Source organism: Brevundimonas sp. (assembly GCF_036402095.1).
Lineage (GTDB): Bacteria > Pseudomonadota > Alphaproteobacteria > Caulobacterales > Caulobacteraceae > Brevundimonas.
The window spans coordinates 1-12,329 of the sequence record NZ_DASWTO010000116.1 but is presented as its reverse complement, the minus strand read 5'-3'; the positions used below and the strand labels follow the sequence as shown (position 1 = coordinate 12,329).

The following is a 12,329-nucleotide window of genomic DNA, read 5'->3' as shown; positions in this document are numbered from 1 at the left end:
GACAGCCACTTGCCCATCTCCCAGATGAACTCGCGCGAGGAATAGCCGCGCGGCTCCAGCCGGTTGGCGATCTCCAGGATGGTGTGGTCGCAGGCCTGGAGCTCTTCCTCGTCGATATAGGTGTCGTAGATCCGGTCGATGTAGTTGTCGCGCAGGACGTTGTCGTCCACCTCGCCGGCGGCCTGGTAGTGCTTGAAGCCGAGGGCCTCGAAGAAATCCATGTCGACGATCGAGGCGCCGGTGGCGACCACGGCGTCGACCATGCCGAACTTCACCATGTCGCGGTACACGTGCATGCAGCCGCCGGCCGAGGTCGAGCCGGCGAGGATCAGCCACGGCGAGCAGTCCTTGTCCTCGAGCGCCATGTTGAAGATGTCGGCGGCCCGGGCCGTGTCGCGGCTCGAGAACGACATCTTGCGCATGGAATCGATGATCGGGCGGGCGTCGAAGGACGTGATGTCCACGTGCTCGACGGTGTTCTGAAGGAGTTGCGCCTTCTGGTTCGACTGAACGGGAGCGTTCATTGCAAGGGTTTCCCTTTGGTTTGAGCGCCCGTCGTCAATAGGAACAGCGGCCCGGACGGAGCGACGGGCCGCTGCTGATCAGAACGCGTCAGCGCCGGATTAGCGCCGCGACTTCTTCCGTTGGCCGGCCTTGCCCTTGGGACGGCTAAGGCGAACCACCTTGCGGGCCTGTTCCTCGGCCGAGGTGCGCACGGTCGGGATCGAGCGTGGCGCGAGGCCGTAGAGGGAGGCCATCGGGGCGTCCTCGACCGCGGCGATGTCGTGTTCGCCGTAGCCGTTGAAGCCCGTCGACATGGCCACGCCATAGGCGCCCAGCATGCCGATCTCGATGAAGTCGCCTTCCTGCACATCGGCCGGCAGCCAGAAGGGGCCCGGCATGTGGTCGATGGAATCGCAGGTCGGGCCGTAGAAGCGGAACGGCTTCAGATCGGCCGAGGCGGCTCCGTCCCGGACCAGCTTGGTCGGGAACGGCCAGCGCGAGTGGGTGGCGTCGAACAGCGAGCCGTACGAGCCGTCGTTCAGGTACAGGGCGTCGCCCTTGCGCAGGTCGACCCGGCACAGCACCGACGAGGACTCGGCGACCAGCGCGCGGCCGGGCTCGCACCACAGTTCCGTGGTGTGGGTGACCGGCATCTCGGCGAAGCCGCGATGGATGGCGTCGGCGTATTCGCTCATGTCCGGCGGGACCATGCCCGGATAGACCGAGGGGAAGCCGCCGCCGACATCGACGATGTCGACGATCACGCCGGCGCGGGTGATGGCGCGGCCGACCTGGGCCATGGCGGCCTCGTAGGCGGACGGGCGCATGCACTGCGAACCGACATGGAACGACACGCCCATCAGGCCGTCCTGCACCGCCTGGCGGGTGGCCAGCAGCAGGGCGGGGGCCTGGTCCGGCGAGACGCCGAACTTGCCTGACAGGGAATAGGCCGCGCCGTCGGCCGACACCGCCATGCGCACGACCAGGTTCAGGTCGGAGGCGCCGCCGGTGGCGTCGAGGATCTTGGCCAGCTCTTCCTGGCAGTCGAGCGAGAAGGTGCGGACGCCGTGTTCGAAATAGGCGCGGGTGATCGCCGCCCGGCTCTTCACCGGGTGCATGAAGGCGATGCGCGCGTCCGGATCGACGGAGCGCACCAGCTCGATTTCGGCGATCGAGGCGGCGTCGAAGCCGCGCACACCCGCTTCCACGAGGGCCTCGATGACCCAACGCGACGGGTTCGCCTTCACCGCATAGAAGACGTCAGCCTTTAGATTGTCCTGGAACCAGCGCGCCGCTACGGAAACCGAACGCGGCCGCACGAGGGCGACGGGGCGCTCAGGGGACCGCTCACGGACCAGGTCCAGGGGAAACTGGTACGTGCGCAATTCACGTAACCCCCTGTTAATTGTGAAACCCAGACCGGCGTTAGCAGCGCAAACGGTTAGACCACGGGGTCCGCCGGAGCGCGCGATATGGGGTCATAGCCCCGTCATGTAAAGCGGTTTTTTCGTGACAGAGCCGTAACTTGAACCTCGTTCGGCCGCGCGTAGGCTCGTGCCTCCGCTGATGGGGGACTTGTCATGCGCCGCACCACCTTCGCCGCTGTGTTGGCCCTGGCTCTGGCGGCGGGTGCGCCGCCGGTGCTGGCCCAGTCTCCGCAGCCGGTTCCCGCGGCCGAGTTGGCCCGCAGCGTCGACATTCCCTTCGAAGCCTTCACCCTCGACAACGGTCTGAGGGTCGTCGTCCACACCGACCGCAAGGCCCCGGTGGTCGCCGTCGCCGCCTGGTACAATGTGGGAGCCAAGGACGAGCCCGAGGGCCAGACCGGCTACGCCCACCTGTTCGAGCACATCGGCCTGTTCAATCCGACCGAGAACCTGCCGGGCGGGCTGATGGAGCCCCTGCGAGCGATCGGCGCGACCGACTGGAACGGCACCACCTGGTTCGACCGCACCAACTTCTTCCAGACCGTCCCGACCTCGGCCCTCGACCAGGCGCTCTATATGGAGAGCGACCGGATGGGCCACCTGCTGGGCGCGCTCAATCAGGAGCGGCTCGATAACCAGCGGGGCGTGGTCCAGAACGAGAAGCGGCAGGGCGACAACCAGCCGTACGGCCTCGTCTACTACGCCCAGCTGGAGGCCCTCTTCCCGCCCGGCCATCCGTATCGCCACTCGACCATCGGCTCGATGGCCGACCTGGACGCCGCCAGCCTTGAAGACCTGCGCCAGTGGCACCGGGACAACTACGGGCCCAACAACGCCGTGCTGGTCATCGCCGGCGATATCGACGCCGCCACGGCGCGGGAGAAGGTCCAGCAGTATTTCGGCCACATCCCGCGGGGGGCCGTGAACGAGCCCGCCCAGGCCGACATCCCGACGCTTCCCGCCCGTATCGACCAGCTGATGCACGACCGGGTGCCCAACACCCGCCTGTACCGCACCTGGGTGGTCCCCGGCATGCTGGCCGACGAGGCTGCGGACCTGCAAGTCGCGGCCTCGGTGCTCGGCGGTCTGGCCAGTTCGCGCCTCGACAACGCCCTGGTGCGCGGCGACGAGACCGCCACCTCGGTCGGAACCGGCTATCAGCCGTTCCATCGCATCGGCATGTTCACCGTCACCGTCGACGTCAAGCCGGGCCAGGACGCGGACGCCGTGTCCCGCAAGCTCGACGCTCTGATCGCCGACTTCATCGCCAACGGTCCGACCGCGGATGAAATCGCCCGCACCGTGACCAGCACCCTCTCCGGCCAGATCCAGGCGCTGGAGCCGGTCGGCGGCTTCGGCGGCAAGGCCGTCGTGCTGGCCGAGGGCGAACTCTATGCCGACGATCCCGGCTTCTACCGCAAGGAGCTTGCCGATCTGGGCGCGGTCACCCCCGCCTCGGTCAAGGCGGCGATGGACCGGTGGCTGACCCGTCCGGTTCTGGCCACCCGGGTCGATCCTGGCGAGCGCGAACCGTATGCGGAGGCCGCCGCTACCCGCCCCGCCCCGGCCCCGGCCGAGCCGCTGCCCGTCTCCCCGCGCGAGCCGATGCCGCCCGTGGGGCCGATGAAGGCGCTGGACTTCCCCACCGTCGAACGCGCCCGCCTGTCCAACGGCATGGAGGTGATCTACGCCCGCTCGACCACCGTCCCCACCACCCGTGTGGCGGTGGAGTTCAACGCCGGGGTCGCCGCCGACCCGGCCGACGCCCCCGGTACGCAGCGGCTGATGCTCGATCTGTTGACCGAGGGCACCGCCGGCAAGACCGCCGTGCAGATCGCCGAGGAGGAAGAGCGGCTGGGCGCCGGCATCGCCGCCTTCGGGTCCGTCGATCGCACCACGGTCGCCCTGACCGCCGTCAGCGCCAATCTCGAACCTTCGCTGGATCTGCTGGCCGATGTGATCCGCAACCCGGGCTTCCGGCCCGGCGATATCGAACGCCGCCGCAACCAGCAGCTCGCCGCCATCGCCCAGGAGAAGAGCTCGCCCAACGGGATGGGCGCCCGCGCCCTGCCGCTGGTGTTGTATGGCCCCGACCACCCCTACGGCCGCGCCTGGTCAGGCCTTGGCGCGACGGAGGCGGTCCAGGCGCTCGACCGCGAGGACCTGGCCGGCTTCCACCAGCGCTGGATCCGGCCCGACAACGCCCAGCTGTTCATCGTTTCGGACCGGCCGCTCGCGGAGCTGACTCCGTTGCTCGAAGCCCGCTTCGGAACCTGGACCGCGCCCGCCGTGGCCAAGGGCGTGAAGGCCTTCGACACGCCGGTTCCGCCGGCTCGCCCGCGCGTCGTCCTGATCGACCGGCCGCAGTCGCCCCAGTCGCTGATCATGGGAGGCGTGGTCCTGCCGGTGACCGGCCGCGACGATCTCGTCACCCTGAACGCCGCCAACGAAGTCATCGGCAACGGCTTCCTGTCGCGCATCAACCAGGACATCCGCGAGACCCGCGGCTGGTCCTACGGCCTCAGCGGGCGGGTCAACCTGCTGGAGCACCAGACCCCGTACATCGTCAATGCGCCGGTCCAGTCCGACCGCACCGGCGAGTCGATCGCGGTCCTGATCGAACAGTACCGCGCGTTTCTCGGCGACCGGGGCGTCACCCCCGCCGAGCGCGACCGCACGGTTAACGGCAACGTCCGCCAGCTGCCTGGCAGCTTCGAGACCTCTGCGGCCGTCCTCAACGCCCTGCGATCGAACGCCCTTTACGGCCGCCCCGACAACTACTGGGAGACACTGGCCCCCCGCTACGAGGCCCTGACGCCCGGCGCCATGGACGCGGCGGCCCGCCAGGTCCTCGGGAGCGGCGACATGGTCTGGGTGGTGGTCGGCGACGCCGCGGTGGTCCGGCCCCAGCTGGAGAGCCTCGGAATGGAGGTCGAGGTCCGGGCGGCCCGGTAAGGCCCTCGACGGGCCCGGCTGCCGTCAAGCTGGACGAAATCGTCGCGGGCGTGCCATTAAGACTTGCCCCAAGGGCCCGTTCGGGCCATGCGGCGCGCCCCTGCAACCGCCGACAGTCTGTCCATGACCGCATCCGCCGCCGCCGTCGCGTCCGTCCGGGACGTGTCCAAGACCTTCGGCGCCCGCAAGGCCCTGAACGGCGTGTCCGTCGAGGTCGGCGCCGGTGAAATGGTCGCCCTGATCGGTCCCTCGGGCTCGGGCAAGTCGACCCTGTTGCGCTCGATCACCGGCCTGCAGACCATCGACCCGGGCAAGGGCGTGATCGAGGTCTTCGGCCAGACGGTGCAGAAGAACGGCCGCATCACCGGCCAGGTCCGCGCCGCGCGCCAGAAGCTCGGCATGATCTTCCAGCAATTCAACCTGGTCGGCCGGCTGTCGCTGTTCTCCAACGTCATGCTCGGCGTGCTCGGCCGCATTCCGGGCTGGCAGGGCGTCCTGGGCGTCTGGCCGGCGGCGGACAAGCGCAAGGCCATGGAGGCCCTGCACCGCGTCGGCGTCTCCGACTACGCGGCTCAGCGCGCCAACACCCTGTCCGGCGGCCAGCAGCAGCGCGGCGCCATCGCGCGGGCCCTGGTCCAGGGCGCGCAGGCCATCCTCGCCGATGAGCCGGTGGCCTCGCTCGACCCCGTCTCGGCACGCAAGGTCATGGAACTGCTGGTCGAGCTGAACAAGCGCGACGGCCTCGGCGTGATCGTCACCCTGCACCAAGTCGACTACGCCATCCGCTATTGCGACCGCGTCGTGGCCCTGAAATCCGGTCAGATCGTCTATGATGGTCCGGCGACCGGTCTGGACACCCGGCAACTCATCGACATCTACGGCCCCGAGTTCGAAGACGCGTTCTGGGAAGCCAAGGCATGAACCTTCCGGACTCTGCTCGCCGGTTCGGCGTCGGGGTTCTGGCCGCCGTCGCCCTGGGCCTGTCCGGCTGCGACCGGGGGACCGACCTCCCGGCCGGCGCGACGCCGGGCGAGATCAGCTTCTCCATACTTTCGGCCCAGGGCCAGGCCTCGTCCGGGCCGCTCTGGCAACCGCTGCTGGAGGATATGTCGAAGGCGATCGGCGTGCCGGTGGAGCCGCATTTCGCGTCGAGCTACGCCATCCTGGTCGAAGACATGAAGCAGGGGCGGACCCAGGTCGCCTGGTTCTCGGCCCAGCCCGCCATCACCGCCATGGAGACGGCCGGCGCCGAGATGCTCGCACGCACGGTGAACCAGGACGGCGCCGACAGCTACCGCTCTGTCCTGATCGCCAAGCGCGGGTCGGGCCTGACGCTGAATGACGTGCTGGCCTGCGGACAGCGCTACAGCTTCGGCATCGGCGACGCCCAGTCGACCTCGGGCACGCTCGTTCCGATGACCTTCCTGTTCAACCCGCGCGGCATCCAGCCGGAGATCTGCTTCCGCTCGGTCAAACCCGGCAACCACGAGACCAACGCCTTCGAGGTCGCGGCTGGCGTTCTCGATGTGGCGACCTCGAACAGCGTCACCCTCGAGGCCCTCGGACGCCGCAATCCCGTGATCGCCGGCCAGGTCGAGCCGATCTGGCAGTCGCCGCCCATCCCCGAGGGGGGCATCCTCGTGCGCGGCGACCTCGATCCGGCGCTCAAGGAGAAGATCCGCAGCTTCTTCCTGACCTACGGGCAGGGCGGGGGCGCCGAAGGCGACCGGCAGCGCCGGGTGCTGGCCGCCCTCAGCTATTCGCGCTTCAGCGCCGCGGACGACAACTATCTCGACCCGGTGCGGGAGTTGATGGCCGACCAGGCCCTCGCCGCCGCCCGCGCCAAGGGTGACGCCGCCGGCGTCGCCGCCGCCCAGCGCGATCTTCAGGCCCTGCGAGCCAGGCGCGAGGTGCAGCCATGAGATCCGCCGTACCGACATCCGTCGCCACCCTCCGCCAATCCCTTCCCATGGGCGCCTCCGGCAGCCCGGATATTCAAGCCATGAACTTCATCCTCGGCCCTGACGCCGCCGTCCGGAGCGTTCGCGCATGAGCCGCCTCCGCAATCTCTTCGCCGGCGCCGTGGCGCTCGCCGTCGCCCTGTGCGGTCTGATGTCCGCCGGCGACGCCTCCGCCCAGACGCAGCGTCCGTCGAAGATCGTCTTCACCGTGCTCTCGGCCGAGGGCCAGGCGTCCTCCGGCCCGCTCTGGCAGCCGCTGCTGGATGATCTCGAGCGCGAGCTGGGCATTCCCGTCGAGCCGATCTTCGGCTCCAACTACAGCGTGCTCGTCGAGGCCATGGGCGCCAACCAGGCCCAGATCGGCTGGTTCTCGGCCCTGCCCGCGGTGCAGGCCATCGACCGGTCGAACGGCGAGGTCATCGCCCGCATCGTCGACCTCGAGGGCAAGGATTCCTACGTCTCGACCCTGATCGTGAAAAAGGGCTCCGGCATCACCGTCGAAGACCTCGCCCAGTGCGGCAAGCGCTACACCTTCGGCATCGGCGACGCCCAGTCGACCTCGGGCACGCTCGCGCCGATGACCTATTTCTTCGGCCCCCGCGGCATCAATCCGACGGAATGTTTCTCGACCGTCCGCTCGGCCAACCACCAGGCGAACGCCTTCTCGGTCGCCAACGGCCAGGTCGATGCGGCGACGTCCAACTCGGTCAACACCATCTTCCTGCGTCGCCAGAACCCGCGGATCGCCGACCAGATCGAGGAAATCTGGCAGTCGCCGCCCATTCCGGAGTCGGGCATCGTCATCCGCTCGGATCTGCCCGTCGACATCAAGGCCCGGATCAAGCGGTTCTTCGTCACCTACGGCCAGGGCTACGGCCCCGACGCCGAGCGTCAGCGCCAGGTGCTGGTGGGACTGAACTATTCCCAGTTCCGCACCGCGGATAACAGCTATCTCGATCCGATCCGCGAGATGAAGGCTGATCAGGCGCGCCGCGAAGGCCGTCCGCCCGAGGTCGCGCCGCCGGCCAGCGCCGGGACCCTGGTCGGCCGCTGGTGGCCGTTCGCCGTCATCGGCGTGCTGGCGCTTTTTGCAGTCGCGTTGAACGTCATGCCCCGGCCCGCCGCGCCCGCGGCCGTCGATCCCGCCCAGGTCCCCGAGCCGCCGAAGAAGTCCATGGCCGCCTGGTCGCTGGACCTGCTGCTGTGGGGCGGTTTCGCCGTCATCCTGATCGCGGCCTTCAACCGCGTCGACCTGCCCAATCTGGTCAATCTGTTCTCGAACCCCGAGAAGATGCAGGACTACGGCCGGGATTTCCTCCGGCCCGACTTCACCCAGTGGCGTTCGCTGGTGGGCCAGATGTGGCTGACGGTGCAGATCGCTCTGTGGGGCACCTTCCTCGCCGTCTTCCTGGCGGTGCCGCTCAGCCTGATGGCCTCGCGCAACCTGTCGCCGGCCTGGCTGGTCTGGCCGGTGCGCCGGGTCATGGACCTGATGCGCTCGGTGCCCGACCTGGTGGTCGCCACCCTGTTCATCGTCGCCGTGGGCCTGGGCCCGCTGGCCGGCGTGCTGGCCATCGGCCTGAACACCGCCGGCGTGCTGGCCAAGCTGTTCTCGGAAGCCGTCGAGTCGATCGACAAGGGGCCCATCGAGGGCGTCAAGGCGACCGGCGGCGGCCGTCTGCACGAGATCACCTGGGGCGTCATCCCGCAGGTCGCCCCGCTGTGGACCAGTTTCGCCCTCTACCGCTTCGAGTCGAACAGCCGCGCCGCCACCGTGCTCGGTCTGATCGGCGCCGGCGGCATCGGCCAGGCCCTGTTCGAGAACCTGCAGGCGTTCGAATACCGCACGGTCTCCACCATCGCGATCATCATCGTCGTGGCCGTGACCCTGATCGACATGCTCAGCCAGGCCATGCGCAAGCGGCTGCTGTAGCCTTGTCCTGACGGTCCAACGAAAAGCCCGCCCCTGCGTCGCAAGGGCGGGCTTTCTGTTTCAGCGCCGGCGATCAGGCCTGACGCAGGTCCGGCGGCGTCGCTTCTTCGGTCAGCATGCGGATGGCCTCCTCGACGGTGACCACCTCCTGGCCCTGGGAGCCGAGCCGGCGTAGGGCGACCTTGCCCTCGGCGGCTTCGTTCTTGCCCACCACGGCGATGACCGGAACCTTGCCCACCGAGTGTTCGCGGACCTTGTAGCCGACCTTCTCGTTGCGCAGGTCGATCTCGGTGCGCAGCCCTGCCGCCTTGAACTTCGCCACGACCTCGCGGGCGTAGTCGTCAGCCTCCGAGACGATCGTCGCCACCACCGCCTGCGTCGGGGCCAGCCACAGCGGGAAGGCCCCGGCGTAGTTCTCGATCATGATGCCGATGAACCGCTCGAAACTGCCCAGGATGGCCCGGTGCAGCATGACCGGCCGGTGCTTCTGGCCGTCCTCGCCGACGTATTCCGCGTTCAGCCGTTCGGGCAGGACGTAGTCGAGCTGCAGGGTGCCGCAGGTCCATTCCCGGCCGATGGCGTCCTTGACCACGAAATCCAGCTTGGGCGCGTAGAAGGCGCCGTCACCCTCGGCGATGACCGGATCGACCCCGGCCAGCCGCGCGGCCTCGCCGAGCATGCCCTCGGCCTTGTCCCAGAACTCGTCCGAGCCGGCGCGGATTTCCGGCCGCGTGGCCAGGTTGATGTAGGCGGTCTCCATGCCGAGGTCGGCGTGGATCATCTTGGTCAGCTCGATGAACCGGCGCGTCTCGTCGACGATCTGGTCCTCGCGGCAGAAGATGTGCGCGTCGTCCTGGGTGAAGCCGCGCACCCGCATCAGGCCGTGCAGGGCGCCCGACGGCTCATAGCGGTGGCAGGCGCCGAACTCGGCCATGCGCAGCGGCAACTCGCGGTACGACCGTTGGCCCTGGTCGAAGATCTGCACGTGGCCCGGGCAGTTCATCGGCTTGAGGCTGAGCGTTTCGCCCTCCACCGTCTCGCAGACGAACATGTTCGGCCGGTATTTGTCCCAGTGGCCCGAGGCCTCCCAGAACTTGCGATCGAGCACCTGCGGCGTCTTGACCTCGACATAGCCCGCCGCCGTCAGCCGGCGGCGCATATAGGCCTCGATGACCTGCCACAGCATCCACCCCTTGGGATGCCAGAAGACCATGCCGCGGCCCTCTTCCTGCATGTGGAAGAGCTCCATGGCGCGGCCGATCTTGCGATGGTCGCGCTTCTCGGCCTCCTCGACGCGCAGCAGATAGGCGTCGAGATCCTCCTTCGAGGCCCAGGCCGTGGCGTAGATGCGCTGCAGCTGCGGATTGCGGTGGTCGCCTCGCCAGTAGGCCCCTGCCAGCTTGGTCAGCTTGAAGGCCTTGCCCACGAATTTCGTCGACGGGAAATGCGGCCCGCGGCACAGGTCGACCCAGTCGCCCGTGGCGTAGGTGGTGATCGTCTCGCTGGCCGGCAGGTCGCGGATCAGCTCGGCCTTGAACGTCTCGCCCTTGGCCTCGAACAGTTTGATGGCCTCGTCGCGGTCCCACACCTGGCGCACCAGCTTCTCGTCGCGGTCGACGATCTCGGCCATCCGCTTCTCGATGGCGGCGAAATCGTCGGTCGAGAACGGTTCGTCGCGGGCGAAGTCGTAATAGAACCCGTCCTCGATGGCCGGGCCGATGGTCACCTGGGTGCCGGGGAACAGTTCCTGCACCGCCTGGGCCAGCACGTGCGCCGCGTCGTGGCGGATGGTCTCCAGCGCCTCGGGATCGTCGCGCATGATCAGGCGGAAGGCGCCGCCGCTCTCCAGCGGGCGGTCGAGGTCCCATTGCTGGCCGTTGATCTCGACCAGCGCCGCGCGCTTCGCCAGCGAGGGCGAAATGGACGCGGCGACATCGCGGCCCGTGGCGCCGTCAGGGTACTCGCGGCTGGCGCCGTCGGGGAATTTCAGTTCGATCATCGTTCAGTCTTTGCAGGCGGAACCGGGTCATAGCCCGATTTGCCGAAGGGGTGGCATTTGCAGAGGCGTCGGACCGTGAGCCATCCCCCCTTGATCGGGCCGTGCTGGATCAGCGCGTCCCGGCCATAGTCGGAGCAGGTCGGCAGGAACCGGCACTGTTGTCCGATCAGGGGCGACAGCGTCAGCTTGTAGCCGCGGTGGGCCAGCCGGACGCCGCGTTCGTAGAGAGTACCGCCGGGTGCCATGTCGCCGCGCTTATCCCCTGTCCAGCGGACGGGGGCAACGGGCGCTATGCCGCGCCGGCGAGGCTAGTTCGCGTGTCCGGGCTCTTGCGGGCCAGAGTGCGACCCTGGGCCTGCTTCACCGCGTCCAGCGTCGCCTCGATGGCGACCATGGTCGAGGCGTGACGGGCGGGGTAGTCGGCGACCAGCTTCAGGGCGCGCAGCCCCTCGAACCGGCCTTCCGGACCCTCGCCGCCCGCCTTGAGCATCTCGGTCATGGCGTCCCGCGCCGCGGCGATCTCACCGGCGGAGGCGCCGACGACGTTTTCGCCCAGCACCCCGGCCGCGGCCTGCCCCAGAGCGCAGGCCTTCACATCCTGTGCGAACTCCGAGACGCGGCCCGCGTCATCCAGCGTAACGTCCACCACGGCCTTCGAACCGCACAGCTTGGCTACCCGCTCGCCCGTGCCCTGCGGCGCGGCCAGCCGGCCGCTGTGCGGCAGATTGGCCGCCAGCTTGAGGATGCGCGCGCTGTAGAGCTCGTCGATCATGATCGGAAGATAGGCGGACGGGGGGCTTGCGTGAAGCCCGACGCTCAGCCGCCCTGCAGCGAGCCCCAGGTCCGCGCCTGATCGTTGGCGGCCGATCCGGCCCGCGCCCGAAGCCATTCGAGGTTCCGGTCGGCGGCGTCCGGCGGCAGGTCGCGCCGCATCATCTGCTCCGCCTCGTCCATCTTGCCGTTCAGGCCCAGCGCCATGGCGAGGTTGAGCCGCACCTTGAGCGAGGCCCCCGGCTGGGCGGCGGCGCGGCGCAGAAGCGGTTCGGCCGCGGCGGTGTCGCCCCGGGTCATGGCCGAAATGGCCATATTGGTCAGCACGTCGGGATTGTCGGGCGACAGTTGAAGCGCCCGGGCCCACGCGGTCTGGGCGTCCTGCGACCGGCGCACCTGCTCATAGGCCGTGCCCAGCAGCGACCAGGCGCGCCAGTCCTCGGGACGGGCGTCCCGGGCCCGCTCCAGCGCCGCGACCCCGTAGAAGGCGTGTCCGCGGGCGATATGGCCGCGGCCGACCTCCAGCATGGCCTCGACGTTGCCGGGCTGAACCAGCAGGATGCGCTCGGCCATCTCGGCGGCCTCGGCGTAGCGGCCCAGCTCGCGCATCGCCACGGCGGCCTTGACCCCCGCGACCGGGTCCAGCGGGTTGATCTCGGCCTGCTCCGTCCAGAACACCGAACGGCTCAGCGGGTCGGCGCGGTCATAGGCCGCGCGCGCCTCGGCGCTGGCGGGGACCCGGGGCGCGGCCGCGGGCGCCGCCGCCGCGGGTGCGGCCT

10 protein-coding genes and 1 pseudogene are annotated in these 12,329 nt (G+C 69.1%); 5 read left to right on the top strand and 6 right to left on the bottom strand.

Going from position 1 to position 12,329, the window contains the following annotated elements; translation table 11 throughout:
- Both VGD32_RS08565 and VGD32_RS08560 read right to left on the bottom strand, forming a co-directional pair.
- The coding region (locus VGD32_RS08565; protein ID WP_331031474.1) for a deoxyhypusine synthase family protein at window positions 1-524 on the bottom strand (524 nt) is incomplete at its 3' end.
- 99 nt (window positions 525-623) lie between these two features.
- Complete coding sequence (locus VGD32_RS08560) at window positions 624-1,889, bottom strand: type III PLP-dependent enzyme (protein WP_331031473.1); 1,266 nt, start codon at window positions 1,887-1,889, stop codon at window positions 624-626.
- Between the two features lie 195 nt (window positions 1,890-2,084).
- Here VGD32_RS08560 and VGD32_RS08555 point away from each other — a divergent pair, with 195 nt between their 5' ends.
- The 5 genes and pseudogenes from VGD32_RS08555 (at window position 2,085) to phnE (ending at window position 8,780) form a co-directional block, all read left to right on the top strand.
- Window positions 2,085-4,886, top strand: a complete 2,802-nt coding sequence (locus VGD32_RS08555) for a pitrilysin family protein (RefSeq protein ID WP_331031472.1) — start codon at window positions 2,085-2,087, stop codon at window positions 4,884-4,886.
- Window positions 4,887-5,009: 123 nt separating this feature from the next.
- On the top strand, window positions 5,010-5,807 hold the full coding sequence (gene phnC, locus VGD32_RS08550; protein WP_331031471.1) for a phosphonate ABC transporter ATP-binding protein: 798 nt from the start codon (window positions 5,010-5,012) through the stop codon (window positions 5,805-5,807).
- Complete coding sequence (gene phnD / locus VGD32_RS08545) at window positions 5,804-6,808, top strand: phosphate/phosphite/phosphonate ABC transporter substrate-binding protein (protein ID WP_331031470.1); 1,005 nt, start codon at window positions 5,804-5,806, stop codon at window positions 6,806-6,808. Before phnC ends, phnD (VGD32_RS08545) begins: the two co-directional genes overlap by 4 nt.
- Before the next feature lie 127 nt (window positions 6,809-6,935).
- Window positions 6,936-7,736 (top strand): annotated as a pseudogene (gene phnD, locus VGD32_RS08540) (phosphate/phosphite/phosphonate ABC transporter substrate-binding protein); the annotation flags it as partial.
- A gap of 219 nt (window positions 7,737-7,955) precedes the next feature.
- A complete protein-coding gene (gene phnE / locus VGD32_RS08535; protein WP_331031475.1) occupies window positions 7,956-8,780 on the top strand; it encodes a phosphonate ABC transporter, permease protein PhnE in 825 nt (274 codons plus the stop codon).
- Between the two features lie 73 nt (window positions 8,781-8,853).
- Here phnE and thrS read toward each other — a convergent pair whose 3' ends face one another.
- The 4 genes from thrS to VGD32_RS08515 form a co-directional block, all read right to left on the bottom strand.
- Complete coding sequence (gene thrS, locus VGD32_RS08530; RefSeq protein ID WP_331031469.1) at window positions 8,854-10,779, bottom strand: threonine--tRNA ligase; 1,926 nt, start codon at window positions 10,777-10,779, stop codon at window positions 8,854-8,856.
- On the bottom strand, window positions 10,776-11,024 hold the full coding sequence (gene yidD / locus VGD32_RS08525) for a membrane protein insertion efficiency factor YidD (protein ID WP_331031468.1): 249 nt from the start codon (window positions 11,022-11,024) through the stop codon (window positions 10,776-10,778). Before yidD ends, thrS begins: the two co-directional genes overlap by 4 nt.
- Window positions 11,025-11,068: 44 nt before the next feature.
- The gene (locus tag VGD32_RS08520; RefSeq protein WP_331031467.1) at window positions 11,069-11,551 is read right to left on the bottom strand and encodes an iron-sulfur cluster assembly scaffold protein; all 483 of its coding nucleotides are present in this window, start codon (window positions 11,549-11,551) and stop codon (window positions 11,069-11,071) included.
- A gap of 44 nt (window positions 11,552-11,595) precedes the next feature.
- Window positions 11,596-12,329 (bottom strand): tetratricopeptide repeat protein (locus VGD32_RS08515; protein WP_331031466.1); only part of this gene is annotated, 734 nt, incomplete at its 5' end.